The 23,866-nt window shown below is 65.6% G+C and carries 26 protein-coding genes; 15 read left to right on the top strand and 11 right to left on the bottom strand.

Annotation, left to right across the window (positions count from 1 at the left end):
- Window positions 1-57 precede the first annotated feature (57 nt).
- The 4 genes from EWH12_RS03430 to EWH12_RS03415 all read left to right on the top strand — a co-directional run bounded on the left by EWH12_RS03430 (window position 58) and on the right by EWH12_RS03415 (window position 3,200).
- On the top strand, window positions 58-504 hold the full coding sequence (locus tag EWH12_RS03430) for a pyridoxamine 5'-phosphate oxidase family protein (protein WP_066599764.1): 447 nt from the start codon (window positions 58-60) through the stop codon (window positions 502-504).
- A gap of 5 nt (window positions 505-509) precedes the next feature.
- Window positions 510-905, top strand: coding sequence for a DoxX family protein (locus EWH12_RS03425; RefSeq protein WP_129925718.1), 396 nt, complete (start codon window positions 510-512; stop codon window positions 903-905).
- Window positions 906-969: 64 nt separating this feature from the next.
- Window positions 970-3,018: a carbon starvation CstA family protein gene (locus EWH12_RS03420; protein ID WP_129925717.1), complete on the top strand. Its 2,049-nt coding sequence runs from the start codon at window positions 970-972 to the stop codon at window positions 3,016-3,018.
- The gene (locus EWH12_RS03415) at window positions 3,015-3,200 is read left to right on the top strand and encodes a YbdD/YjiX family protein (RefSeq protein ID WP_066599759.1); all 186 of its coding nucleotides are present in this window, start codon (window positions 3,015-3,017) and stop codon (window positions 3,198-3,200) included. The genes EWH12_RS03420 and EWH12_RS03415 overlap by 4 nt, the downstream gene beginning before the upstream one ends.
- Window positions 3,201-3,441: 241 nt before the next feature.
- Here EWH12_RS03415 and EWH12_RS03410 read toward each other — a convergent pair whose 3' ends face one another.
- Together EWH12_RS03410 and EWH12_RS03405 are read right to left on the bottom strand one after the other, a co-directional pair.
- On the bottom strand, window positions 3,442-4,359 hold the full coding sequence (locus tag EWH12_RS03410; protein ID WP_129925716.1) for an XdhC family protein: 918 nt from the start codon (window positions 4,357-4,359) through the stop codon (window positions 3,442-3,444).
- A 119-nt stretch (window positions 4,360-4,478) separates the two neighbouring features.
- On the bottom strand, window positions 4,479-5,147 hold the full coding sequence (locus EWH12_RS03405) for a S24 family peptidase (protein WP_066599752.1): 669 nt from the start codon (window positions 5,145-5,147) through the stop codon (window positions 4,479-4,481).
- A 297-nt stretch (window positions 5,148-5,444) separates the two neighbouring features.
- On the opposite strand from EWH12_RS03405, the gene EWH12_RS03395 reads away from it, so the two are divergent.
- Window positions 5,445-5,816, top strand: a complete 372-nt coding sequence (locus EWH12_RS03395; protein ID WP_129925714.1) for a hypothetical protein — start codon at window positions 5,445-5,447, stop codon at window positions 5,814-5,816.
- A 22-nt stretch (window positions 5,817-5,838) separates the two neighbouring features.
- On the opposite strand, the gene EWH12_RS03390 is transcribed toward EWH12_RS03395, so the two are convergent.
- Entirely contained in the window at window positions 5,839-6,813 is a 975-nt protein-coding gene (locus tag EWH12_RS03390) for a hypothetical protein (protein ID WP_129925713.1), read from the bottom strand.
- A gap of 48 nt (window positions 6,814-6,861) precedes the next feature.
- A complete protein-coding gene (locus EWH12_RS03385; RefSeq protein WP_066599734.1) occupies window positions 6,862-8,088 on the bottom strand; it encodes a TIGR04063 family PEP-CTERM/XrtA system glycosyltransferase in 1,227 nt (408 codons plus the stop codon).
- A 105-nt stretch (window positions 8,089-8,193) separates the two neighbouring features.
- Between EWH12_RS03385 and EWH12_RS22140 the strand changes: the two genes are divergently transcribed.
- From EWH12_RS22140 to EWH12_RS03375, 3 genes are read left to right on the top strand one after another with little or no spacing between them, the layout of a single operon-like run.
- Window positions 8,194-8,331, top strand: a complete 138-nt coding sequence (locus EWH12_RS22140; protein WP_165363561.1) for a hypothetical protein — start codon at window positions 8,194-8,196, stop codon at window positions 8,329-8,331.
- On the top strand, window positions 8,324-9,688 hold the full coding sequence (locus EWH12_RS03380; protein WP_066599731.1) for a putative O-glycosylation ligase, exosortase A system-associated: 1,365 nt from the start codon (window positions 8,324-8,326) through the stop codon (window positions 9,686-9,688). The genes EWH12_RS22140 and EWH12_RS03380 overlap by 8 nt, the downstream gene beginning before the upstream one ends.
- Complete coding sequence (locus tag EWH12_RS03375; RefSeq protein WP_129925712.1) at window positions 9,685-10,392, top strand: hypothetical protein; 708 nt, start codon at window positions 9,685-9,687, stop codon at window positions 10,390-10,392. The genes EWH12_RS03380 and EWH12_RS03375 overlap by 4 nt, the downstream gene beginning before the upstream one ends.
- Here EWH12_RS03375 and EWH12_RS03370 read toward each other — a convergent pair.
- The gene (locus EWH12_RS03370; protein ID WP_129925711.1) at window positions 10,352-10,906 is read right to left on the bottom strand and encodes a type 1 glutamine amidotransferase domain-containing protein; all 555 of its coding nucleotides are present in this window, start codon (window positions 10,904-10,906) and stop codon (window positions 10,352-10,354) included. The genes EWH12_RS03375 and EWH12_RS03370 overlap by 41 nt on opposite strands.
- Window positions 10,907-11,006: 100 nt before the next feature.
- On the opposite strand from EWH12_RS03370, the gene EWH12_RS03365 reads away from it, so the two are divergent.
- From EWH12_RS03365 to EWH12_RS03355, 3 genes are all read left to right on the top strand, one after another.
- Window positions 11,007-12,014, top strand: a complete 1,008-nt coding sequence (locus tag EWH12_RS03365) for a DNA topoisomerase IB (RefSeq protein WP_066604843.1) — start codon at window positions 11,007-11,009, stop codon at window positions 12,012-12,014.
- Between the two features lie 83 nt (window positions 12,015-12,097).
- Entirely contained in the window at window positions 12,098-13,264 is a 1,167-nt protein-coding gene (locus EWH12_RS03360) for a mechanosensitive ion channel family protein (RefSeq protein WP_129925709.1), read from the top strand.
- 78 nt (window positions 13,265-13,342) lie between these two features.
- Window positions 13,343-13,750 carry a hypothetical protein gene (locus EWH12_RS03355; RefSeq protein ID WP_129925708.1) on the top strand — a complete coding sequence of 136 codons (408 nt, stop codon included), beginning with the start codon at window positions 13,343-13,345 and terminating at the stop codon, window positions 13,748-13,750.
- Here the strand turns inward: EWH12_RS03355 and dgcA are convergent.
- Window positions 13,744-14,721, bottom strand: a complete 978-nt coding sequence (gene dgcA, locus EWH12_RS03350; RefSeq protein ID WP_066604840.1) for an N-acetyl-D-Glu racemase DgcA — start codon at window positions 14,719-14,721, stop codon at window positions 13,744-13,746. The genes EWH12_RS03355 and dgcA overlap by 7 nt on opposite strands.
- Before the next feature lie 103 nt (window positions 14,722-14,824).
- On the opposite strand from dgcA, the gene EWH12_RS03345 reads away from it, so the two are divergent.
- Both EWH12_RS03345 and EWH12_RS03340 read left to right on the top strand, forming a co-directional pair.
- Entirely contained in the window at window positions 14,825-16,117 is a 1,293-nt protein-coding gene (locus tag EWH12_RS03345) for a class I SAM-dependent methyltransferase (protein ID WP_066599715.1), read from the top strand.
- Between the two features lie 141 nt (window positions 16,118-16,258).
- Complete coding sequence (locus EWH12_RS03340) at window positions 16,259-18,046, top strand: ABC transporter transmembrane domain-containing protein (RefSeq protein ID WP_129925707.1); 1,788 nt, start codon at window positions 16,259-16,261, stop codon at window positions 18,044-18,046.
- A 44-nt stretch (window positions 18,047-18,090) separates the two neighbouring features.
- Here the strand turns inward: EWH12_RS03340 and EWH12_RS03335 are convergent, their stop codons facing one another.
- The 5 genes from EWH12_RS03335 to EWH12_RS03315 all read right to left on the bottom strand — a co-directional run bounded on the left by EWH12_RS03335 (window position 18,091) and on the right by EWH12_RS03315 (window position 21,313).
- Entirely contained in the window at window positions 18,091-18,420 is a 330-nt protein-coding gene (locus tag EWH12_RS03335) for a PilZ domain-containing protein (RefSeq protein ID WP_129925706.1), read from the bottom strand.
- A 352-nt stretch (window positions 18,421-18,772) separates the two neighbouring features.
- Window positions 18,773-19,195 carry an ExbD/TolR family protein gene (locus EWH12_RS03330; RefSeq protein WP_066599709.1) on the bottom strand — a complete coding sequence of 141 codons (423 nt, stop codon included), beginning with the start codon at window positions 19,193-19,195 and terminating at the stop codon, window positions 18,773-18,775.
- Between the two features lie 24 nt (window positions 19,196-19,219).
- Window positions 19,220-19,708 carry an ExbD/TolR family protein gene (locus EWH12_RS03325; RefSeq protein ID WP_066599702.1) on the bottom strand — a complete coding sequence of 163 codons (489 nt, stop codon included), beginning with the start codon at window positions 19,706-19,708 and terminating at the stop codon, window positions 19,220-19,222.
- 114 nt (window positions 19,709-19,822) lie between these two features.
- Window positions 19,823-20,578 carry a MotA/TolQ/ExbB proton channel family protein gene (locus tag EWH12_RS03320; protein WP_201785468.1) on the bottom strand — a complete coding sequence of 252 codons (756 nt, stop codon included), beginning with the start codon at window positions 20,576-20,578 and terminating at the stop codon, window positions 19,823-19,825.
- A gap of 72 nt (window positions 20,579-20,650) precedes the next feature.
- Window positions 20,651-21,313, bottom strand: a complete 663-nt coding sequence (locus EWH12_RS03315; protein ID WP_066599698.1) for an energy transducer TonB — start codon at window positions 21,311-21,313, stop codon at window positions 20,651-20,653.
- 254 nt (window positions 21,314-21,567) lie between these two features.
- Here EWH12_RS03315 and EWH12_RS03310 point away from each other — a divergent pair, with 254 nt between their 5' ends.
- Window positions 21,568-22,440 (top strand): hypothetical protein, encoded by an 873-nt coding sequence (locus tag EWH12_RS03310; RefSeq protein WP_207212351.1) that lies wholly within the window; start codon window positions 21,568-21,570, stop codon window positions 22,438-22,440.
- A 102-nt stretch (window positions 22,441-22,542) separates the two neighbouring features.
- A complete protein-coding gene (locus tag EWH12_RS03305; RefSeq protein ID WP_129925705.1) occupies window positions 22,543-23,862 on the top strand; it encodes a homoserine dehydrogenase in 1,320 nt (439 codons plus the stop codon).
- Window positions 23,863-23,866: the final 4 nt, after the last annotated feature.

Raw genomic sequence — 23,866 nt, 5'->3', positions numbered from 1 at the left:
ATGGAACCCGACTCGGCCCATCCTGCGTTAACAGCGGATCGAGTAGAGGAGACTCCCATGGTGCAGCACACGATGGCCAGCCTGGCCGAAAAGATGCAGCATATCGATTTTGCCATGCTGTCCACCCATACGGAGGATGGCCATATCGGCGCCCGTCCGATGAGCAACAATCAGGATGTGGCCCATGGCGGCGACAGCTATTATTTCACCACCGAAGACACGCTGATGGTCCGGGATATCGAGCGTGACCCGCGCGTCAGCCTGTCCTTCCACGGCAAGAGCGGCCTGTTCGGCCAGCGCCCGCTGTTCATCGCGCTGGAAGGGCGCGCCGACCTGATCCGCGACCGCGCCCAGTTCGACGCGCATTGGAACCCCGATCTGGAACTCTGGTTCGAGGATGGCGCCGACACGCCGGGGCTGGTGATGATAAAGGTCCATGCCGAGCGCGCCCATTATTGGGATGGGCAGGATGAGGGCGAGCTGGAAATCGACGTGATGCATTGACCGCGATGCGCGGCCGGACAATCGGCCGACTGGTTCTGGCCGCCGCCTACGCCTTTGCCGGTATTGCGCATCTGTCGCGGCCGGCCGGTTTTCTGGCGATCACGCCGCATTGGGTGCCCATGCCCGAACTGGTTGTGGCCCTGACCGGCGTGGCCGAACTGGCCGGCGCGATCGGGCTGATGATCCCGCGCCTGCGCCCCGCGGCGGGCATGGGCCTTGCGCTCTACGCTCTGTGCGTCTGGCCGGCCAATATCAACCACGCCATCAACGACATTCCCCTGGGCGGGGTGCATCTGAGCTGGTGGTATCATGGCCCGCGACTGGCGCTACAGCCCGTCATCATCTGGTGGGCGCTCTGGGCCAGCGGCGTCACAGACTGGCCGTTCCGGCAGCGCCGCTAGGCGGTTGTGTTTCGGTTGGGGGGGATTAGGGTGCCGACGTCCCCCCAACCGCTCTGGAGCACATGTGACCCGGCACCTACCCTGGATTTTGACAGCGATCATCGGTGCAATCGCCCTTACCGTCGTCGCGGTGTCGCGTGGCGAAGCGGTCAACGCACTGTGGATCGTGGTCGCGGCGGTTAGCTGCTTCCTGGTCGCCTACCGCTATTACGCCCTCTTCATCGCCCGCCATGTGATGCGGCTGGACCCGGCGCGGCCCACCCCGGCGATCCTCCGCGCCGATGGCCTGGACTATGTCGCGACCGACAAGGCCGTCCTGTTCGGCCATCATTTCGCGGCGATCGCGGGCGCAGGGCCGCTGGTGGGACCAGTTCTGGCGGCGCAGATGGGCTATCTCCCCGGCACGCTATGGATCATCGTCGGCGTCGTACTGGCGGGGGCGGTGCAGGATTTCATGATCCTGTTCATCTCCATGCGGCGCGACGGCAAGTCGCTGGGCGAACTGATCCGCATGGAAATGGGGCAGGTCGCAGGCACCATCGCCCTGTTCGGCGCCTTCATGATCATGGTCATCATCCTGGCCGTGCTGGCGCTGATCGTGGTGAAGGCGCTGGCGGAAAGCCCCTGGGGCATGTTCACCGTCGCCGCCACCGTGCCGCTGGCGATGGCGATGGGCGCCTATACGCGCTGGATCAGGCCCGGCCGCATCGGGGAAGTGTCTCTGCTGGGCCTGATCGGCCTGCTGGCGGCGATCGTCTATGGCCAGGCGGTATCGCTGTCGCCGGTCTGGGGTCCGATCTTCACCTTCACCCCGGTCCAGCTCTGCTGGATATTGATCGGCTACGGCGCAGTCGCCTCCGTCCTGCCGGTCTGGCTGCTGCTCGCGCCGCGCGATTATCTCTCCACCTTCCTCAAGATCGGCGCGATCGCGGCGCTGGCGATCGGCATCGTCATCATGGCCCCGCCGCTCAAGATGCCGGCGCTGACGCAATTCGTCGGCGGCAACGGCCCGGTCTGGTCGGGCGGCCTCTTCCCCTTCCTGTTCATCACCATCGCCTGCGGGGCGGTGTCGGGCTTCCACGCGCTGATCGCCAGCGGCACCACCCCCAAGCTGATCGCCAGCGAAGCCCATGCGCCGATGATCGGCTATGGCGCGATGCTGATGGAGGCGTTCGTGGCGATCATGGCGCTGGTCGGCGCATCGATCCTGGACCCCGGCATCTATTTTACGATGAACAGCCCGGCCGCGCTGATCGGCACGGACGCGGCCAGCGCGTCGGCCGCCGTCACCGCCATGGGCTTCCCGATCTCGCCCGACCTCATCGCCCAGACGGCGAAGGATGTCGGCGAACATAGCGTCATCAGCCGCGCGGGCGGCGCGCCGACGCTGGCGGTGGCGATGGCGGAGATTTTCAGCCATGTCGTAGGCGGCCCGGCGATGAAAGCCTTCTGGTATCATTTCGCGATCCTGTTCGAAGCCTTGTTCATACTGACGGCCGTCGATGCCGGCACCCGCGCCGGGCGCTTCATGTTGCAGGATCTGATCGCGCTGGCCGTGCCCAGTTTCAAGGATACGAAAAGCCATGTCCCCGGCATCGTCGCCACCGCGCTAACGGTCGCGGCCTGGGGCTTTTTCCTCTATCAGGGCGTCACCGATCCGCTCGGCGGCGTGAATACGCTTTGGCCCGTGTTCGGCATTTCCAACCAGATGCTCGCGGCGATCGCACTGATGCTGGGCACCGCCGTCCTGTTCCGCTTGAAGCGCGACCGGTTCGCCTGGGTGACTTTGGTCCCCACCGCCTGGCTGCTGATCTGCACCCTGTCCGCGGGCTGGCTCAAGCTCTTCTCGGCCGACGTCAAGGTCGGCTTCCTCGCTCATGCCGCGAAATTCAGCGCAGCGGCGGATGCGGGCACGGTGCTGGCCCCCGCCAAATCCATGGCGGAGATGCAGCGCATCATCTTCAACGACCGGATCGACGCCGCGCTGGTGGCGCTGTTCCTAGCGGTCGTGCTGGCGCTGCTCTTCTTCACCATTCGCACCTGTGTCGCCGCCCGGCGGACCGCCGCGCCCACGGCGCGCGAAATCCCCTCCCAGTTGGCGCCAGCGGAATGAGCGGGCTGTTCGCCACGCTGCGCCAGACCGCGCGACTCATGGTCGGCCTGCCCGACTATGACGCCTATCTGCGCCACATGGCCGCGCATCATCCCGACCGGCCAGCCATGGACCGTACGCAATTTTTTCGGGACCGGCAGGAAGCGCGCTACGGCGGCAGGAATGGCGGCCGCTGCTGCTGAAAAATATCCTGCCGCAACAAAGTGGATAACGGCTCTCGCTGGAGTCGTTCCCTGCCGAACATGACAGCGCCTGTAATATTACGATTGTATAACGGCACTTGGCGACAAGAAATTTCTCCAATACGTCCATTGGGGTATTGATCCATCCCGTCGCTTTGTTAGGGCGCGCCATCCTTTGTGCCCGACAGCGTGGGGGATGTGTCCCCTGCCCATCTCTTGCGGCAGGGGGCACGCATGACGGTCAACGTCGCGCGTTAAACCCCGCGACCATCCCCGCCGTGATCGACAGCGCGATTTCCGCCGCGCCGATCGCGCCGATATCCAGCCCCGCCGGCCCATCGATACGGGCCAGGTCATCGGCCCCGAAGCCCAGCGCCCCCAGTCGCTCCAGCCGCGCCGCATGGCTCTTGCGCGATCCCAGCGCCGCGACATAACCCGTCGATGCGCGGAGCGCCGCCACCAGCGCAGGGTCGTCGATCTTGATGTCATGGCTCAATGTCACCACCGCGGTCGATTCGCCGGGGAAGCGCGCCGCGATCGCCTCGTCGGGCCAGCGGTCGTCCAGCTCCACGCCGGGGAAACGCTCCGCCGTCAGGAAGCGGCCGCGCGGGTCGATCACCACCGGCGTCACCCCGATCGCCTGCGCCAGCGGCACCACGCTCTGGGCGATCTGCACCGCACCGACGATCAGCAGACGGCGCGGCGGATCGTAGCGATTGAGGAAATCCCCTTCTCCCGCCGCCTCGCGCGTCACGCCGCTGTCCAGGTCGGTCGCCAGCGTCAGCGCCCGGCCGCGCGCGCTGGCGGCGGCGATCCGGTCGAACAATCCGGGCGCGAAGCCGGCCTCGCTCACCGGCTGGACCAGCACCGCGATCTCGCCGCCGCACGGCAGGCCGACTTCCCAGGCATCGCCATCGGCCACGCCATAGCTTTCGACATGGGCGTTGCGCCCGCCGATCACTTCCGCCGCGCGTTGCAACACGTCGCTTTCCACGCAGCCGCCCGAAATACTGCCCTCGAACCGGCCATCGGCATGGACGATCATATGGCTGCCGCGCGGCCGCGGCGCCGATCCCCAGGTCGACACCACCGTCGCCAGCGCCATGGGCGCGCCGCGCCATTCCTGTCCCTTGCGGATCACCGCGCCATTATCGTTCAATCGACACTCCTCTGGCGCAGCCACGCCATCGCCTCAACGGCAGCATAACACCGTGCCGACCCCGCCTATCCCGACCCAGTCGGAAAACATCCACTTGACGGATTGGGAGGCGGACACCGCTAATGCAAGCGCCTGCCGCTCCAGACGACCCGGCCGACAATATCCACCAGCGCCGGATCGATATCCGCCCAGTCGGGATAATGCGGATTATCGCTCACCACGCTGAACCAACCGCGCCGCGGCCCCATGGCGACGCGCTTGACCATCAGCACGCCGTCCAGCCGCAGCACATAGACGCCGTCGCGCAGGCGGCCCGCATCATCGTCATGATCGACCATGATATCGTCGCCGTCGTTCAGCGTCGGCGCCATCGATTCGCCATCGACCCGGATGATCGACACCCGTTGCGGTCGCACGCCCAGATGGCGCAGCCAGCGCGCATCGAACGCCATCACGCCCGCCGCCTGCTCATCCTCGTCCAGCGATCCCAGCCCCGCCGACGCGCCCAGCGCCAGCCGCGGCACCGCGACCACTGCGGGCATCCCGCGCATCCGGGCGGGGGCCGCGACCGGCGCCGTCGCGCCGCCCAGCATCTGTTCGGGCACGCCGAAATAGCGCGCCAGCACGCGCCGATCCTCCTCGTCCAGCTTGCGTGGCGTGCCGCGCTTGATGAACTGCTGAATATAAGCGGGATTGCGGCCGATCAGCCGGGACAGATCGGCATAATTCTCCCCCCGTTCGGCAATCAGCCGATCAAGCGCAATCCGGGTATGTTCCGATTCATCCATATCCAATCCATAATGATAGGAATTTTCCTAGACAAGTAGGAAATTGCGTTAGAGATAGGAATAAACCTATCGACTTGCAGCGGGCGAGTCGTGCTGACTGGGGAGAAAAAGGCCAATGTTGCTGCGCATGATCGAACAATTTCTTCGCGAATTTAAGATGCGGCCAACCGCTTTCGGACGCCGCTGCGCACGCGATCCGCGCCTGGTTTTCGACCTGCGCCTGGGTCGGCAACCCGGCGATCGCATAAGGAGACGAGTAGAACATTTCATGAACACTTATCGCAGGAGCATCAGCCAATGACAAGTCTGGATCATGAGTTCGGCGTGGCCAACCTCATCCGAAATAAAGGAATAGGAAGGAAAAGGGCCAGCCCGCTGCCGCCCTTGCTGGCGCAACTGCTTGCCCGCGCGGGCGAACCCGCCATCGTCGAACGGGCGGTCAGCCGCCCCTCGGCCAGCGCCCTGTTCGAAGGGCAGCGCCATATGGTGCGGCTGCGCCTGAGCGGCGAGGATTTCCCTGAACGCGGCAGCGCCTTCATGGCAGGCCTGACCGATGCCGAATGGGTGCTGCCGGGCCATTTCGTCGCTGACATCAGCGTCGATGATGGCGATGCGGATATGGAGAGCGTCTGGCTGGAACTGTCCGCCCTGACGATCGAAGACTGGTAAGACCTGCGCCGGGCGGCGGCTGTCACCGTCGCCCGGTCATGGAACGCAGCGCGCCCAGCGCGGCGCGCAGCGCTTCGTCGGCATCCTGCTCCACCGTCTTGCGCACCGGCACGGCCGAGGCCACCGGCATGTCGGCGATCATACCGCCACCGGCCCCGGCCGACGACATTTTCCGCGACCTGTGCTTAAGCCCGCGTTCCAATCGCTCGGTCAGTTCGCTGATCGACAGGCCATGGGTGGAGGGCATGGGCAGCGGCGCGGGACGGATTGTTTCGGCGGGCTGGGCGACGCTGGCGGGCATCGCAGGCGCGGTCCATTCGGCCGCGACCGGCGCTGCTTCAAACGTGGCATAATCTTCGTCCGCGCCATCATCGTCGATATCATCTTCGACCAGGGTCGGAACGGCAAAGAGACCGGCCGGCCGCAGGAAGGCGGGTTGCGGCAGCTCTGCGTCCGTCAGCGGCATCGGCGCGCTGGGCATGGGCAGCTTGCCGAGCGGGACGATCGTGTCGCGCTCCGGGTCGCGACGCGCCACCAGCGATCGGCGGCCCGATTCGGCGCGCGGGAAAATGTCGATCCCGTCAAAGTCCCGGCTCGCGAAGATCGGCGGGCGGGACGGCGCATCAGGATGCGCGTCGGCGCGCCGCAGGATCGGCGCGTCCGGTTCGATGCCCGATGCAGCACGGCCCCGCGCCAGCGCGGTCAGCTTGGAGAATGCGAAACCCATTTTACGTGCTCCCTGGACGCGATGGGCGCGTCCTTTCCCATCTTCTTGTTCCGGCGCATCCGCATCGCGGCGCGCCAGGCCGACCAGGCCGATCGCCATGACTCCGGCGAAACCCGCCATCATCAGCCGCGCCTTCCATCCCAACGGCGGCGCCGCGGCCGGCCACGCTTCGCTGAGGCCGCTCGACGCCACGATCATCTCGACCAGGCCGACCGGCATCCACAACACCAGCAATGCAGCCGCCAGACCGGCCAGTGCGGCTATCGCCATGCTCCGCCTGCTGATGACTCCCGCCGCCACCTTATGTTCAACCCTTGCTCATGCGGCCGCGCGCGTCCGTGCGGGACGCGCCAGCAGCCGCTGGTAAACGGGTTCATAACGCACAATGTTTGACGACCAGTTACGCTCGCGCTCGACGAACGCGCGGGCCACGGCCCGGCGTTCATCCCATCCGTCGCGATTGGCGAACAGGTCCGCCAGCGCCGCGGCGATCGCCGCCGGATCGTCGGGCGCGAACAGGGCGCCGGTGACGCCATCCTCGATCAGTTCGCGATGCCCGCCGACGCTCGACGCCGCGACCAGACGCCCTTGCGCCATCGCCTCCAGCGGCTTTAGCGGCGTGACCAGATCGGTCAGCCGCATCGCCTTGCGCGGGTAAGCCAATATATCGACCTGCGCATAATAATGTTCGACCTGGTCGTGCGGCACCCGGCCGACGAATACGATATGGTCGGCGAAGGGCGACGCCATCGCCTGGTCGCGTAGCGCCTGTTCGCGCGGGCCGCCGCCGACCAGCAGCAGCTTCGCCCTGGGCCGGGCGCGCACGAGTCGCGGCATCGCGGCGATCAGGTCGTCCAGCCCCTCATAATCATAGAAGCTGCCGATGAAGCCGACCACGTCGGCCCCCTCCAGGCCCAACTTCGCGGTCAGCGCCGGGTCGCGATCGACCGGCGTGCCGAACTGGTCCATATCGACGCCATTGGGCGACACCACGATCTTGTCCGCATCCACACCGCGCGCGATCAGGTCGCCGCGCAGCCCTTCGCAGATCACCGCCACGGCATCGGCCGCGCGCACCGCATGGGTTTCAAGCTGGCGGGTCAGCCAATAGCGGGGATTGCCCTCGACCCCGGTGCCGTTGCCGACCGCCGCATCTTCCCAGAAGGCGCGGATTTCGTAGATCATCGGCAGGCCGTGGCGCCTGGCCACGCGCTGCGCCGCGATGGCGTTCAACACCGGCGAATGGGCATGGATCACGTCCGGCCGCCAGGCCCGCACCAGCGCGTCGATCGCATCGGCATGGGCCGATATGTCGCGCCATTCGCGAATCAGCGGATTGCCGCTGGCCGGTTCGCCCGGCGTGCGATGGAAGGTCAGGCCGTCGACCATCTCCTGCTCCGGCCCCTGCGCCGCATGGCGATGGCCGGTGATGCCGCGCACCTCCCACCCCTTTGCCATTTGCGCGCGCAGAATCGCGCGGGTGCGAAATGTGTAGCCGCTATGGAGCGGCAGACTGTGGTCCAGGACATGGAGAATACGAGTCATAGCCCGATCTGTTTGCCGGAAAAGGTTTAACGGCCCGTCAACTCTGTCTCGCTAGTGGGGACAAGTGCCGAACGGAATCACTCAGCCCCCTATGATCGACGCGCGATGATCGACGCCCTGTCCCTGCTGATCAGCCATGGCGTGATCCTGCTCGCCGCCTGGCGGCTGTTGCCGCGCGCCGATCTGGATCGCGACCCGCCCGCGCAGCTTCCTTCGGCGCCGGAACCGCATACCGATGCGTGACCTCTTCTTCATCGCCTTTCTCGGCATCTTCGGCCTGATGGGCCTGAAACGGCCGTTCCTGCTGGTCGCGGTCTATGCCTATATCGACATCGTCTCGCCCCAGCGCCTGTCCTATTTCCTGCTCAACACCATCCCCATCTCCGCCATGGCCTTTGCCGCCATGGTCGGGGCCTGGCTGGTCATGGACGACAAGAAGGATTGCCGATTCTCGGTGCGGCAGGGGCTGATGCTCGTGCTGGTGGCCTATTGCGGCTATACCACCATGACCGCCGATTTCCCGGCCGAAGCGCTCACCAAATGGAATTGGGTGTGGAAGGCGATCATCGCGGGCATCTTCCTGCCGCTCGTCCTGCGCACCCGGTTGCGGATCGAGGCGCTGACCCTCTTCATGATTCTTTGCGCCAGCACCATCATCATCAATGGCGGCATGAAGACCGCGCTGTCGGGCGGCGGCTATGGCGTGCTCAACCTGATGGTCGAAAATAACAGCGGCCTCTATGAAGGCAGCATCATCAGTTGCGTCGCTATCTCGCTGATGCCGCTCATCCTCTGGCTGTCCAACCATGGCACCATCTTCCCGCCGGACTGGCGCGTGAAGACCTTCTGCTACGCCCTGTGCCTCGCCTGCATGTTGATGCCGATCGGCACGGAGGCGCGCACGGGCCTCGTCTGCCTCGTCATCCTCTTCGGCATGATGCTGGTGCGGTCGAAGAAGAAGTTCGTCTATGGCCCTCTGCTGGCCGTGGCCGCGCTGGCGTCCATCCCCTTCCTGCCCGCCAGCTTCACCCAGCGGATGGAGACGATCGAGAATCACCAGGGCGACGAAAGCGCCGCCACCCGAGTCGCGGTGTGGATGTGGACGCTCGACTATGTGAAGCAGCATCCAGGCGGCGGCGGCTTCGACAATTATCTCCAGAACAGCTTCACCTATTTCGCCCAGAGCACCGTCGTCGACAGCGGCGGCGCACGGATCGAGCGGCGCATCGTCACCGACAAGGGCCGCGCCTATCACAGCGCCTATTTCGAGATGCTGGGCGAACAGGGCTATTTCGGCTTCTTCATCTGGGCGCTGATCCACGGCATTTGCTTCATCCGCACCGAGATGATCCGCCGCCTGTATCGCAAGAGAGATGGCCCGGACGAGGCCTGGATCTCGCCCTTCGCCTCGGCCCTGCAACAGGGCCATGTCGTCTACATGATCGGATCGCTGTTCGTGGGCATCGCCTATCAACCCTTCATCTTCATGATGCTCGCGCTTCAGATCGGCCTCGACACCTATCTGACGCGGCTGCGCAAGGCGGCGGCGCGCGACGATCTTGCCGCGACGCTCGGTGCGGGACGGAGCGTCCCGGCATGATCGGAGAATTGCGCCTTTTGGGCCTGGCCCACGGCCTGCTGCTCGGCCTGTTGCTCGCCTGTTCATGGCAGGTGCCGGACTTGCTGCCCTGGGGCATCGATGCGCTGCTGCTTGTCGGCGGCTTCCAGCTACGCCTCGCCGATCGTCGCATCATCCCGCGTCCCGGCGCGCGGGAGTGGATCAGCCATATCCGCATGGCCCCGACCCGCCTCATCCGCTGGGGCGCCGCCGCGGTGATCGCCCTGATCGCCGGTCATGCCGACCTGGCTATCGCTATTCTACTCGCCGCGCTGACCTGCGAATTGCTGGCCTATCCGCTGACAACGCGGCTGCTGGGCCGGGTTCCGCTGGCGCCAGCGGCGGCGATCCTCATGCTGCTGGTCGCCGCGCTTGGCCTGCCCGGCCCGGCCACGCTGCATTTCATACTAGGCTTCCTGACAGGCGTCACCGCCGCCATAGTCTGGCTGCGCGGCCCCGATGGGGAGCCGCGCGCCCTGGCGGCCGTGCTGGGCGGCAGCGCCGCCGCTGTCGCCACAGCCGTCATCTTCCCCGGCATCCTGGCTTTCGCCGCGCCGACGCTGACCGTCTGCGCGGCGTGGACGCTGGCCTATCTGTCGCTGCTCCGCCGCCCGGTCACGCCCTGGCGCCTGGGCGCCCCGCCGCTCAGGCTGCGACCGTCTGCGATTCGCCGACCGCTTTCTTGAACGCGGCGACGAACGCGGGGATATCGTCCGGCTTGCGGCTGGTGATGATGTTCCCGTCGATCACGACTGGCTGATCGACCACCTGCGCGCCGGCATTGGCGAGGTCCGTGCGCACCGACGGCCAGGATGTTACGGTCTTGCCGCGCACGACATCGGCCTCCACCAGCAGCCATGGCGCGTGACAGATCGCCGCCAAGGGCTTGCCCGTTTCGGCAAAGGCGCGAATGAGCGCCACCGCTTTCTCGTCCATCCGCAACGTATCGGGATTGGCCACCCCGCCCGGCAGGATCAGGCCGTCATATTCGGCGATCTTCACCGCCTCCAGCATGATATCGGGCGTGATCCTGTCGCCCTTCTCGTCATGCTTCATGCCCTGAATGGGCTTCGTATCGGGCGACGCGAGCACGACCTGCGCCCCCGCGTCGATCAGGGCCTGACGCGGATCGAACAGTTCGGACTGTTCGAAGCCGTCGGTGGCGATGATCAGGATTCGGCTTTCTTCAAGGGCAGGCATGATCGTCTCCTCTATGGCGAAGCAGCCTCAACGGCCATCCGCTGGGGAAGTTGCGGAACGAAGCGACGAACGGCGGGTTTTCGGCCATGAGAAGGATAAGATGGCCAACACCTCCATCGTCCATGCGGACGACTCCATTCCCGGCATTACGCGACGCGCGCTCAAGCACGGATGGGCCTATTATGACGCCCACGGCACGCGCATCGCCGACCGCGACGAAATAGACCGGCTGAACGCGATCGCGCTGCCGCCGGCCTATGTCGACTGCTGGTACTGCCCCTCGCCCTGGGGCCATATCCAGGCGATCGGTTATGATGATCGCGGTCGCAAACAATATCGCTATCACCCCGACTTCCGCGCCGCGCGGGAGGCGCAGAAATATGCCGGCTGCCCCGATTTCGGCCGCGCCCTGCCCAAATTGCGCGAACGGCTGGAGGCCGACCTGTTGCGCCGCGGCCTGCGCAAGGACCGCACGCTGGCCGCCGTGATCCGCCTGCTCGACTTGGCCAAGCTGCGCGTGGGCAACGAACATTATGCCACCACCAACAAGAGTTTCGGCGCCACCACGCTGCGCCGCCGCCATGTCGACCTGTCCGGCAAGTCGTTGACGCTGCGCTACCGCGCCAAGTCGGGCAAGCAACAGCAACTCACCGTCACCGACACTCGCCTGCTGCGCTTCGTGCGGCAGGTGCAGGATCTGCCCGGCCAGCATCTCTTCCAATATCTGGATGAGGATGGCGACGCCCGGCCGATCACCTCGAACGACGTCAACGCCTATATCGCGCAGGCCATGGACGGCCCCTTCACCGCCAAGCATTTCCGCACCTGGGGGGCGTCCACCATCGCGTTCGAAACATTGGCGGCCGGCCATGTCTCGCTTAAGGACCTACTCGAACCGGTGTCGCGGGCGCTGGGCAATACTCCCGCGATCAGCCGCAAATCCTATGTCCACCCTGCTTTGCTGGCTTTGTGCAAGGATGGGCAGGATGCGTGGCGCGAAGGGCTTCGCTTGCCGCGCCGGACGCGCTATCTGTCGCGCGGGGAGCGCGGCCTGATTGCGTTTCTCGACGGGATCGCGGATTGCGAGCCGCTCGCAGCGGCGGCCTGATCCGCCCCTTATGTTTTACGCGATTTGCCAGTCATCAGATGATTCCATCTGATTGGAACTCGCTCTCATTCAGACGGAACAGCATGGCCGACAAAAAAGACCCCGCCCTCCCCGCCATCGACGTGCAGGCCCCCAATCTACGCGAAATGTGGGATTCCACCATCACCTGGTTCCAGGTCCATTATGTCCAGATCCTGATCGCGCTCGGCGCGGCCGTGCTGATCTATCTGGCGCTCACCGCGCTGCGCGAATTTGGCAAGCGCAACCGGGGAACGCGCGGCGATCCGCTGGGCTATGCCAATGTGCTGGGCCGCGCGGCGGCGCGCACCACCCATTATTTCATGGTGCTGGTCGCCGCCCGTCTGGTCGTGGGCTATGCCGACGCGCCGGCTTCGCTGACGAAGACCGTCGCTTTCCTCTTCACCATCGCCACCGTGTTGCAGGTCGCGCTCTGGGCGCGGGAGATCATCCTGGGCCTGATCGAGCGCAAAACGCTGGCGCAGGATGGCGGCGGCGAGACGCTGGCCAACGCCATGGGCCTGATTCGCGTGCTGGTCAGCTTCGCCCTGTTCGCGATCGCCACCATCGTCGTGCTCGACAATCTGGGCGTCAACGTCACGGGGCTGGTCGCGGGTCTGGGCATTGGCGGCATCGCCATAGGCCTGGCCGCGCAGGGCATCTTCTCCGACCTGTTCGCCGCGCTCTCGATCATCTTCGACAAGCCATTCCGCCGGGGCGAGACGATCAACTATGACGCTACGACGGCCACAGTCGAAAAAATCGGGCTGAAATCCACCCGCCTGCGCGCGGTTACCGGCGAAAAGAAGGTCATTTCGAACGCCAATCTGCTGCAAAAGGAAATCACCAGCTATTTCACGCTGGACCATCGACGGATCAAATTCGCCATCGGCGTCATATATCAGACGGCGCCCGACGTCGCCGAACAGATACCCGACATATTGAAGGCGATCATCACCGATCTGGGCGGCAATTTCGTCCGGTCCGGTTTTATTGGATTTGGCGCGTCGAGCCTGGATTTCGAGGTGGAGTTCGACGTCTATCTGCCGGACTGGGACGCGATCTACATCGTGCGGCACAAGGTTGGCCTGGCCATCCTGCGGCAATTCAACGATCGCGGGATCGAATTCGCCTATCCCACGCAAACCACTTTCACATCGGCGCCGGATGGGCGGATGATCATGCCGTATGCCGAGGTGCAGCCGGTCAAGCGGGTCGATCTGGAAGGATGAAGGCGGGCCGACGCGCGGACGAGTCGGTTCGTCCCGCGCCGGCTTGTGGCGGCGCCCCTCCGCGCCTAGCGGGGCGCGATGACGATATCGCGCCTCGCCCTTGCCGCCTCGGCGCTCGCCGCCATCCTGTCCGCCACCATTCCCGCAACGGTCCAGGCCGAAGGGTTGGGCGCGGAAATCAACTATGGCCGCGCCGATGGTCATTGGGGGACGGAAATCGGCGCGGGCTACGCGCTGAATATGGCCGGGTTCAGCCTGACGCCGGGCGCCGGCGTCTACCTACGCGATGGCGACACGAAACTTTATGGCCGGGTCGAGGCCGCCTATACCATCCCGCTGTCCGCCACGATCGGCGCGGGTGCGCGCTTCAGCGGCGATCATATCCGCCCCTATGCGACGCTGGCGATGCCGATCATCCCCAAGCTGCGGGCCAAGGCCAATGTCGGTCCCCGATATTATGCGGTCGGCCTGACGCTCGGCTACTGACCGCCGCCCCACAACATACCCGGCTGCAAAAGCCCCTCACGCAGCGCCCATCCACCGTCCCGGTCCTTCGCCAGCAGCAGCGCGCCGTCCAGGTCGATCCAGTCCGCCCCCTGCGCCACCAGCGCAGCCGGCGCGATGCCCAGCGAGGTGCCGAGCATACAGCCGACCATGATGCGAAAACCACGCGCCCGCGCGTCCTTCGCCAGCGCCAGCGCCTCGGTCAGCCCGCCCGCCTTGTCCAGCTTGATATTGACCGCGTCGAAATCGCCCAGCCGGTCGAGATCGGCGCGCGTATGGCAACTTTCGTCGGCGCACAGCGGCAATGGCGCGCGCACCCCCGCCAACCGCGCTTCCTGCCCATGGATCACCGGCTGTTCGACCATTTCAACCCCCAGCATGGCCAGCGCCGCCGCTTCCGCCGCAATGTCCATGGCGTGCCAGCTTTCATTGGCGTCGACGATCAGCCGGGCGTCCGGCGCGCCTGCGCGCACCGCTGCGATGCGCGCCTGGTCGCCTTCGCCGGTCAGCTTGCATTTCAGCAGCGCAAAGCCCCGCGCCGCCGCCGCCCCGGCATCCGCCTCCATCTTCGCCGGTTCGCCCAGACTGATGGTGAAGGCGCTGGGCAGGGGCGCGGGCGCGTCAAGACTGGCCAGTTGCCACACCGGAACTCCGGCCTGCTTCGCCTCCAGATCCCACAGCGCACAGTCCAGCGCGTTGCGCGCCGCGCCGCGCGGCATATGGGTCAGCAACGCCGTCCGCTCCAGCGGCCCGGCATAGGCCTGAAGCGCCGCGACGCAGCCCTCCGCGCTCTCGCCCTCATAATAGATGGCCGTCCCTTCGCCCCGCCCTTCGTGCACGCCGTCGCTCACGGTGCACACGATGACATCGACATGGGTCTTGGCCCCGCGGCTGATGACGAAGGCGCCCGCCACCGGCCACCGTTCGACTGTCGCGGAAATTATACGGGTCATCGGCCTTCCCTGCGTCATCCATTGACGATCTGTGACGCTGTCATATGCGCGAAACAGGATGAGCGGCATAGTCCGGCGATTCCATAAGGAGCATGTTTTTACAGTGACATCCCGTGACCTCACCGGCCTTCTCCCCCTGACCGAAGCGGGCCATGCCGACAGCGACCTGCCCCGCCGCCTGTCGGACATGGCCTGGCGCATTGGTTTCGGCGCGATCGGCTGGCCCTGGCTGCTCGCCAGCCTGTCGGGTGGTCGCCCGGCGGACAAGCGCGCCCTGCTCGACGAATTGCGCCTGCCGCACGACGCCCTGCCGCATCTGGGCAGTTGGAAGGCCGATGTCGGGTTCCTGCGCCATATCGTGCGTGAAATCGCAAGGACGCGCCCCGCCCATGTGGTGGAACTGGGCGCGGGCGCCTCCTCGCTCATCGCCGCCCGCGCGTTGCAATTGCATGGCGGCGGCCGGCTGCACAGTTTCGACCAGCATGGCGGCTTTGTCGATGCGACCCGGCAATGGCTGGCCGACCATGCGCTCGACGTCGATATCCGCCACGCCCCGCTGACCCATGACAGCGCCGACTGGCCGGGCCGCTGGTATGCGATCGATGCGCTGCCCGACCAGATCGATCTCATCATCATCGACGGGCCGCCCTGGAGCGTCCACCCGCTGGTCCGCGGCGCGGCCGACAGCCTGTTCGCGCGCCTGTCCCCCGACGGCGTGGTCCTGCTGGACGATGCCGCCCGACCCGGCGAACGACTGGTGGCGCGGCGCTGGCGGCAACGCTGGCCGCATATCGATTTCCGCCTGGTCAAGGACGGGACCAAGGGGACGCTGGTCGGCCGCCGCCGCGATACCCGCCTGCCGGTCGCCAATGACAATGACGCCGGCCGCAGCTGGCGCCATGTCGGGCGCGCCGCCGCCATCGCCGCTTTGCTCGCCACCGGCTGGATAGCGCGCGGCGCACTGGGCGAATTTCCGCAGACAGCGCAGGCGAGCAGTTTCCTCGACGAAGCCGCCGCCTCCCGCCGCGCCGGCCTGTTGCGCCAGGCCATGGCCTCCCAAGTCGAAAGCGCGACGTTCGACGCGCGGGAGATCGAACAGTCCACCGGCATCGTGCTGCCCGTTTTGCCCGCAGGCTGGCGCGTGACCGATGTCCAGCTCTTCCCGACCCCCGACAGTCCGGCCATCGCCATGTCGATGCTGACGCCACAGGGCGAGGCGCTCTCCTTCTTCGCCGACCGCGCGGAAACCCCGGCGGAGGGCACGCCGCTGATCGCCCGGCAGCAGGGCGAGGTCGTCGCTTATTGGGAAGCCGGCGCGATGGCCTATGCCCTGACCGGCAAGGCCGACACTCGCCGTGTGCTGCAATTGGCGGGGGAAATGGCGGGCGATAGCTGACAGGCTGTCGAAGCGGGTGGGACGGACTGGCCCCAGGCGACGCATTGCTCCGTGCTCAACGCCGCGATTTTCCGGACCTGAAGCGATTTCGGGGCGGTCGGATATTTCCTATCCCGTGAAATCCCTCTAAGCGCCGCATCCATGGAGGATGCCCTGCAACCCGCCGCCCGCGCCGATGCGCGCCCCGCCCTTGGCAGCCTGTCGATGCTATGGGGTTTCGCCCGTCGCTATCCGGGGCGCATCGCCGGCGCGGTGCTGGCGCTGATCGTGTCGTCGGCCGCAACGCTGGGCATCCCCAGCGGCTTCCGGCTAGTGATCGACAAGGGCTTCATGGGCGGCGGCGACATCAGCCGCTGGTTTGAATATCTGCTGCTGATCGTCATCATCCTGGCGATCGCCAGCGCGCTGCGCTTCTATTTCGTGTCCTGGCTGGGCGAGCGTGTCGTCGCCGACATTCGCAGCGCCACCCAGGCCAATCTGCTGCGCCAGGCGCCACGTTTCTTCGAGGAAAACCGCCCGTCCGAAATCGCGTCCCGCATGACCGCGGACACCGCGATCGTCGAGCAGGTGGTCGGATCGACAGTCTCGGTCGCGCTGCGCAACCTCGTCACCGGGATGGGTGGGCTGATCTACCTCTTCGCGCTCGCGCCCAAGCTCGCGGCGATGCTGCTGCTAGGCATCCCCGTCATCCTGCTCGTGCTGATTGGGCTGGGCCGCCGGGTCCGCGGCCTGTCGCGCGCCAGCCAGGATCGGCTGGCCGACATCGGCAGCGTCACCAGCGAAGTGCTGGGCGCGATGAAGATCGTGCAGGCCTTCGGCCAAGAGGGGCGCGAGGCTGCTCGCTTCGATGCGACCGTGGAAAGCGGCTTCGCCACCGCGCGACGGCGGATCGGCCTGCGCGCGCTCATGACCGCGGTGGTGATCGGGCTCGTCTTTGGATCGATCACCGCCGTCATGTGGCAGGGAGCGCTTGATGTCGCAGCCGGTAAGCTGTCCGGCGGCAGCATCGCCGCTTTCGTCCTGACCGGCGGCCTGGTCGCCGGCGCGTTCGGATCGCTGTCCGAAAGCTGGGGCGACCTGTTGCGTGGCGCGGGCGCGGCCAGTCGCTTGCATGAGTTGATGACGGCCGCGCCGGACATCCTGCCTCCAGCCCACCCGGCCCCGCTGCCCAGCGGTTTGCAGGGCGCGCATCTGCGTTTCGAGGATGTGCATTTCCACTATCCGACGCGCCCCGATCAGGCGGCGCTGCATGGCGTCTCCTTCGCCGTCGCGCCGGGCGAGACGATCGCGGTCGTCGGCCCTTCCGGCGCGGGCAAGTCGACCCTTATCCAACTCGCGCTACGCTTCTACGATCCAGGTTCCGGCGCGATTCGGCTGAACGGCGTCGCCCTGCCTGATGCCGATCCCGCCGCATTGCGCGCCATGATGGCGATCGTGCCGCAAGACAGCGTGATCTTCGCCGCATCGGCCCGCGACAATCTGCGCTACGGCCGCTGGGACGCGACCGACGAGCAAATTTGGGAGGCCGCCCGCGCCGCCAATGCCGAAGCCTTTCTCCGCGCGCTGCCACAGGGGCTGGACAGCCAGATGGGTGAAGGCGGCGCACGCCTGTCGGGCGGCCAGCGCCAGCGCCTGTCGATCGCGCGCGCCCTGCTGCGCGATGCGCCGATCCTGCTGCTGGACGAGGCGACCTCTGCGCTCGACGCCGAATCCGAACGGCTGGTGCAGGATGCGCTCGGTCGGCTGATGCAGGCGCGCACGACCATCGTCATCGCTCATCGACTGGCCACTGTGCGCGCCGCCGATCGCATTCTTGTGATGGATGAGGGCCGCATCGTCGAACAGGGCGATCACGCCGCCTTGGTGGCGCAGGATGGCCTTTACGCCCGCTTGGCGAGTCTCCAGTTCCAGGATGCTCCGACCGTCTGAACCGCCGTCGCTCTAAATGCCCTAGCGATGTCCTGCCCGCCGCGTCAGTAGGAGCCGGCGGCCGCGTTCAAGCGCACGATATGGTCGAGGATCGCGGGGTGAAGCGGCCGTTCGAAGGTGCAGCCCGATTCGGGACCACGAGTCCATAACACGCGGGCGCGCCGCCCCTCGAAACCCGGCAGCATGACCCAGAGGTCTCTACCGACCGTCAGCTTCATGAAGCTCTGCAGACGAAATCCGGTGGTGGATACGTCGGTGATCCGGCTGGTGAACCAGGTTTCACCCGGTCGCCGGACCTTGACCGCGATCTGGACGTGGCGACGCTCCGCCGCACGGTCCTTGCGGTCATATTCTGATTTCCGTTCCGCACTCATGATCGATACCGCGCCACCTCTGACCCACCATCGACGATCGAAGTAAGCAAAAGGTTAAGCCGGCCTGTCGTGACTGCCGCAAAAGTCGCCGGAGCAATTGCATGTCCAGAAGCCACGTCCCGCCATGGGTTTGTGCTTGGCCCTATCACGCCCTTTCCAAGCATGGCGCAGAGCCGCTCGGTCCCTTTTTTTGCCTTCGCTCGCCGGCATTCGCCCGGCATGGACGACACACAAAAAAGGGCCGCCCGAAGGCGACCCTTGAATAGCGGCAATCATCTGATGCCTGGTCCGGCATGGCCGATCCGCAAAAACGGGAAGTCTTGCGCGGATGGCCGTTGCCGGAAGTCAGCGGTCAGAAATTGCCATATTGCTCGTTGCCGACGAAGCCCAGCTTCGTCACGCCGGCGCGCTTGATCTCGGCCAATACTTCATCAACCGTCACATAGCGGGTCTGCGCGTTGGGCTGGAACTGGAGTTCCGGCTCGACGGGCAAACGCAGCGACTGCTGGAGGTACTGACGCAGAGTCAGCAGGTCGATCGGCGATCCATTCCAGGTAATGATCCCGGCGGGGTCGATCGCAACCTTGTTCTTGACCGGGTCGATCACGCTGTCCGTCGGCGGCGCGTTCTGCGGCAGGTCGATCTTCACCGCGTGGGTCTGGATCGGGATGGTGATGATGAACATGATGAGGAGAACGAGCATGACGTCGATCAACGGCGTCGTGTTCATTTCCATCATCGGTTCGCCTTCATCGGAACCCATGCTCATGGCCATAGCGAAATCTCCTTAATCAGCTGGTCAGAGGCGCTGCGTCGTCGAACCGGGTTCCGGCTCGGAGATGAAGCCCACCTTGGGGAAACCAGCGCGCTGCATCGTATAGATGGTTCCGCCGATGCAACGATAGGGGGTATTGATGTCGCCGCGGATGTGCACTTCGGGCAGATCCTCCGGCGTCATATTCTCAACGCCGCCCACCTTCTTGATGTCCGCTTCCAGCTTGGCGACCGCACGATCCAGCAGTTCGCTGGAACTGACAGGCGCCATGCCCCAGAACACCGCGCATTTGCCATCGGAAGCCTGGGTAACGGAAAGCGACACATTTTCCGGCTTCGTCGTGGTCGGCTCGAAAGCCACCTTGGGAAGCTGGAGATCGACCGTCTGGACGACGACCGGGACCGCGATGAGAAAGATGATGAGCAACACCAGCATGACGTCGACGAGCGGCGTCGTGTTGATGTCGGACAAGGGCTTGTCGTCACCGCCGCCGGGGCCAACACTCATTGCCATTGATACTATCCTAACCTTGGTGTCGATGGCGCCCCGTCGAGCGGGGCCCACGTCCGGTGGGAAACCGGGCGGTCGCAGCCGCCACCCGGTCCCCGAACCGGAATATTAAGGCAATCAGGCCTTGGTCGGCGCAACAGCCGGCTTGGCGACCGGAGCAGCCGGGGCCGGACCGACGGTCGGCTTCACGGCGCCGTCCGAAACCAGATAGGCGAGCAGATCGACGGTGAAACCGTTGAGCTGTTCGGCGATCGACTTGTTGCGACGCTGCAGGAAGTTGTAGGCGAGCACCGCGGGAACGGCGACGGCCAGACCCAGGGCGGTCATGATCAGCGCTTCACCGACCGGGCCGGCGACGGCGTCGATCGAAGCCTGACCGGCAGCGCCGATCTTGATGAGGGCGCGGTAGATGCCGATAACGGTACCGAACAGACCGATGAACGGCGAGGTCGAACCGACCGTCGCGAGGAAGGCGAGGCCGCCACCGAGCGACGAGTTGATCGCGGCTTCCGAACGAGCCAGCGAGCCGTGCAGCCAGTCATGCGCTTCGACCGGATCCTTCAGCTTGCTGTGCTCTTCCTGGGCCTTGATGCCGTCGTCGACGATCTGCTTGTAGGCCGAGTTCTTTTCGAGCTTGGCCGAGGCTTCCTTGAGCGAACCGGCGCGCCAGAAGGTCGCACGGACCTTCTTGCCCTGATTGATCACCTTCTGCTGTTCGATCAGCTTGGTGAAGAGGACGTAGAAAGTACCGACCGACATGGCGCACAGGATGAGGAACACGGTCCAGGCGATCGTGCCGCCCTGTTCCAGAGCTTCCATAAGGCCATAGGGGTTTTCCGGCTTGGGAGCCGCAGCTGCGAGATACATCAACATGTTCAAGACTTCCCTCTCAATGAGATCAAGCTAGGGCGAGGCGGCGCCGAGCGCGCGCCTGCCCGATCAGGATTATTCCGGCAGACGCCAGGTGATACGCCCGTTGTAGGTATCGGGCATCTCCGCGCCATCAGAACCCTTCGCCGGCTTGAAGCGCGCACGCCTCGGCAGCAGACGGCAGGTCGCCTCGTCGAGATCGGCATGGCCGGTCGACTGAGTGATGGTGCAGTTGGTCACCCGACCATCAGCGCCGATTTCCAGCCGGAAACCGGCCGTTCCAGAGCGTTCTTCGCGCTGGGCGCGGCTCGGATAGTCGGCATCGCTGAGCCAACCGCCCGGCGAGCTACGCGGCGAAGCGCGCGTTGCAGCCTGAGGCGGCGGCGGCGGTGCAGCCGGCGGCGGCGGCGGCGCAGCGACCGGAACCGGATTGAACACCGGCGGGGGCGTCCGAACGGTCTGAATCGGCGGCGCAGGCGCTGGGGTCTGCACAATCGGCGGCGGGGCCACGACCGGCGGCGGCTCGACCGGCTGGTCTGGCGGCGGCGGTGGCGGCTCCTCGTCCGGTGGTGGCGGTTCCTCCTTCACGTCGATCACGTTCAGCTGTTCTGCCGCCTTTTTGACATATTTCATGCCAAGACCGGTGACGAAGGCATAGCCAAGAACAGCGTGAATCAGGGCGACGATGACGATCGAGACAGTCCGACTCGATCCTTGCGAGTGGTCAGCATAGGCCATTCGGCAACGACACTCCTTAACTCATCTTACCAGTGGTTTATACAAAATCAGCCAAAAACGACCCAAGCCGACCGAGCTACCCCAATCGCCTTTGGCCCCTGCCCGTTCATTTGCTACCGCGCAAACTCCTATCGCGACGCATCGTGGCACGCAAACGCTTTATCGATTTGTTCATTTGCGGTTACCATTTCATATCGGAATGACTTGCCTGTGACATCCTTGCCACTGGCCAAAAACATAGGACGAAGCTGACGATGAAATCCGCCATCCGCCTGCGCCATTTGGGATTGCTCTGCCTCATTTCCGCCGCATCTCCCGCGGTTTTTCCCGCCTTTGCTCAAAGCGGGAAGATGGTAACGCAATCACCCACCGCCCGCTCCGGCCTGTCCTATGCCGACATTGTGGACCTGGCGGACAGAGCGCCGCTAGTGGCCAATGTGCGTATTCGCAACATCATCGCACTCAAGTCAGAACAGGCCGGATCGGTCCCGGCGGGCCATAAAAGGCTGTATGTCGAGGCCGATGTGACGGGGCTGATTCGTGGTGAAGCGGGGATCGCGCCGCTTGTAACCTATCTCTACGACGCCCCGCTCGACGCGCGGGGCAAGATCGCCAAGCTCAAAAAGGCGCAGGTCATCCTCTTCGCCCGTCCAGGCGGGCGCCCCGGCGAAATCCAGTTGATCGCGCCCGATGCCCAAATTCCCGCCACCCCCGCCGAAGTCGACCGGGTCAAGGCGGTGCTGTCGGCGCTGGTCGCGCCCCATACGCCGCCGCGGATTCTGGGCCTGGGCGACGCCTTCCATGTCGCCGGCACGGTCGCGGGCGAAGGCGAGACGCAGATTTTCCTGCGCACCGAAAATGGCGATCCGGTATCCCTGTCGATTCTGCGTCGTCCGGGCCAGGCCCCGCATTGGGCGGTGGCCCTGGGCGAGATTATGGATGAAGCCGCCCGCGCGCCGGAACCGGGCACCCTGCTCTGGTATCGGCTGGCCTGCACATTGCCCGCCACCCTGCCTCCTCGCGCTGTCCGCAGCCTGTCGGTTCAGGACGCCGAGGCCGCACGCGCGGACTATGGCGTGGTGATCGCCGCGCTTGGCCCCTGCGGGCGGACGCGCGCCACGTCGTGATTCGGGGAAGGCGCGAGCGACGCCGCGCTTTTCCTTGGACAGTTTCGCGCGGGCGGCTATCAGCGCGGCGTTCATCAGCCGCAAAAAGGAAGATACGCCGCCATGACCAATCTGCACCGCCATGCCCCGCTGCGCGTCGCGCTTGTCGGCCTCGGCACGGTGGGCGGAGGGGTGATTCGGCTGCTCAACACCAATGGCGACCTGATTGCGCGCCGCGCCGGCTGCCCGATTCAGATCGTCGCCATCTCCGCGCGCGACCGGAACAAGGATCGTGGCGTCGATCTGTCGCCCTATGAATGGGTGGACGACATGACGACGCTCGCCACGCGCGACGATGTCGATGTCGTCGTGGAACTGATCGGCGGCGCGGATGGCCCCGCCCTCACCTTGGCGCGCCAGTGCCTGACCTTGGGCAAGCCCTTCGTCACCGCCAACAAGGCGATGCTGGCGCATCATGGCCTGGACCTCGCCCGGCTCGCCGAGACGGGCGGCACCGCGCTGAAATATGAGGCCGCAGTCGCCGGCGGCATCCCTGTCATCAAGGGGATGCGCGAAGGTGCCGCCGCCAATGAGATCAGCCGCGTATACGGCATCCTCAACGGCACCTGCAATTATATCCTGACCACGATGGAGAAGGAAGGCCGGGGGTTCGACGAGGTGCTGAAGGAAGCGCAGGATCTGGGCTATGCCGAGGCCGATCCGAGCTTCGACATCGACGGCGTCGATGCCGCGCACAAGCTGACCATCCTCGCCAGCCTCGCCTTCGGCACCGAACTGGATTTCGACGCGGTCGCGACCACCGGCATACGCCACGTCATCGCCGCCGACATCGCCGAAGCCGCTGCGCTGGGCTTCCGCATCCGCCTGGTCGGCATGGCGCAGAATGGGGACACCCGTAGACCAGGGGGAGGCCTGTTCCAGCGCGTCCACCCGATGCTGGTGCCGCTCGATCATCCGCTCGCCCATGTCGATGGATCGCTGAACGCCGTGGTGGCGGAAGGCAATTTCGTCGGCCGCCTGTTCTTCCAGGGCCGGGGCGCGGGCGATGGTCCGACCGCTTCCGCCGTGGTCGCCGACCTGATCGACGTCGCCCGCGACGAATATGGCGACGCCTTCGCCATGCCGGTCGCCGCCCTGACGCCGCAGAACAGCGCAGACGCCGGCGCGCGAATCGGTCGCAGCTATCTGCGCTTCAAGGTGCAGGATCGCCCAGGCGTGCTGGCCGAGATCGCCGCCGCCACCCGCGACGCGGGCGTATCGATCGAAAGCATGATCCAGCGTGGCGCCAATCAGGACGATGGCGTTCTGGTCGCCATCGTCACCCATGCCGGCGAAGAGCGCTGCGTGCACGAGACGCTGGAGCGACTGGCGGGGTCCGACAGCCTGCTCGACACGCCCATGGTCATGCATATTCTCGACTGATATG

This window comes from Sphingobium cupriresistens, from assembly GCF_004152865.1.
Lineage (GTDB): Bacteria > Pseudomonadota > Alphaproteobacteria > Sphingomonadales > Sphingomonadaceae > Sphingobium > Sphingobium cupriresistens.
This window is presented reverse-complemented; position numbering and strand designations above follow the sequence as displayed.

What these genes read in the sequence shown, in the direction of transcription:
- EWH12_RS03390 (WP_129925713.1), bottom strand. Translation starts at nt 6,813, where the DNA reads ATGGCGATAGCCGCACTGGCCGGTCTGGCGGCTGCATTGCTGGTGTTG.
- EWH12_RS03380 (WP_066599731.1), top strand. Translation starts at nt 8,324, where the DNA reads ATGCGTGACCTCTTCTTCATCGCCTTTCTCGGCATCTTCGGCCTGATG.
- EWH12_RS03385 (WP_066599734.1), bottom strand. Translation starts at nt 8,088, where the DNA reads ATGACTCGTATTCTCCATGTCCTGGACCACAGTCTGCCGCTCCATAGC.
- EWH12_RS03375 (WP_129925712.1), top strand. Translation starts at nt 9,685, where the DNA reads ATGATCGGAGAATTGCGCCTTTTGGGCCTGGCCCACGGCCTGCTGCTC.
- EWH12_RS03325 (WP_066599702.1), bottom strand. Translation starts at nt 19,708, where the DNA reads ATGGCAATGAGTGTTGGCCCCGGCGGCGGTGACGACAAGCCCTTGTCC.
- EWH12_RS03335 (WP_129925706.1), bottom strand. Translation starts at nt 18,420, where the DNA reads ATGAGTGCGGAACGGAAATCAGAATATGACCGCAAGGACCGTGCGGCG.
- EWH12_RS03425 (WP_129925718.1), top strand. Translation starts at nt 510, where the DNA reads ATGCGCGGCCGGACAATCGGCCGACTGGTTCTGGCCGCCGCCTACGCC.
- EWH12_RS03360 (WP_129925709.1), top strand. Translation starts at nt 12,098, where the DNA reads ATGGCCGACAAAAAAGACCCCGCCCTCCCCGCCATCGACGTGCAGGCC.
- EWH12_RS03370 (WP_129925711.1), bottom strand. Translation starts at nt 10,906, where the DNA reads ATGCCTGCCCTTGAAGAAAGCCGAATCCTGATCATCGCCACCGACGGC.
- EWH12_RS03415 (WP_066599759.1), top strand. Translation starts at nt 3,015, where the DNA reads ATGAGCGGGCTGTTCGCCACGCTGCGCCAGACCGCGCGACTCATGGTC.
- EWH12_RS03330 (WP_066599709.1), bottom strand. Translation starts at nt 19,195, where the DNA reads ATGGCCATGAGCATGGGTTCCGATGAAGGCGAACCGATGATGGAAATG.
- EWH12_RS22140 (WP_165363561.1), top strand. Translation starts at nt 8,194, where the DNA reads ATGATCGACGCCCTGTCCCTGCTGATCAGCCATGGCGTGATCCTGCTC.
- EWH12_RS03305 (WP_129925705.1), top strand. Translation starts at nt 22,543, where the DNA reads ATGACCAATCTGCACCGCCATGCCCCGCTGCGCGTCGCGCTTGTCGGC.
- EWH12_RS03395 (WP_129925714.1), top strand. Translation starts at nt 5,445, where the DNA reads ATGACAAGTCTGGATCATGAGTTCGGCGTGGCCAACCTCATCCGAAAT.
- EWH12_RS03320 (WP_201785468.1), bottom strand. Translation starts at nt 20,578, where the DNA reads ATGTTGATGTATCTCGCAGCTGCGGCTCCCAAGCCGGAAAACCCCTAT.
- EWH12_RS03355 (WP_129925708.1), top strand. Translation starts at nt 13,343, where the DNA reads ATGACGATATCGCGCCTCGCCCTTGCCGCCTCGGCGCTCGCCGCCATC.
- EWH12_RS03365 (WP_066604843.1), top strand. Translation starts at nt 11,007, where the DNA reads ATGGCCAACACCTCCATCGTCCATGCGGACGACTCCATTCCCGGCATT.
- EWH12_RS03315 (WP_066599698.1), bottom strand. Translation starts at nt 21,313, where the DNA reads ATGGCCTATGCTGACCACTCGCAAGGATCGAGTCGGACTGTCTCGATC.
- EWH12_RS03430 (WP_066599764.1), top strand. Translation starts at nt 58, where the DNA reads ATGGTGCAGCACACGATGGCCAGCCTGGCCGAAAAGATGCAGCATATC.
- EWH12_RS03310 (WP_207212351.1), top strand. Translation starts at nt 21,568, where the DNA reads ATGAAATCCGCCATCCGCCTGCGCCATTTGGGATTGCTCTGCCTCATT.
- EWH12_RS03340 (WP_129925707.1), top strand. Translation starts at nt 16,259, where the DNA reads ATGGAGGATGCCCTGCAACCCGCCGCCCGCGCCGATGCGCGCCCCGCC.
- EWH12_RS03405 (WP_066599752.1), bottom strand. Translation starts at nt 5,147, where the DNA reads ATGGATGAATCGGAACATACCCGGATTGCGCTTGATCGGCTGATTGCC.
- dgcA (WP_066604840.1), bottom strand. Translation starts at nt 14,721, where the DNA reads ATGACCCGTATAATTTCCGCGACAGTCGAACGGTGGCCGGTGGCGGGC.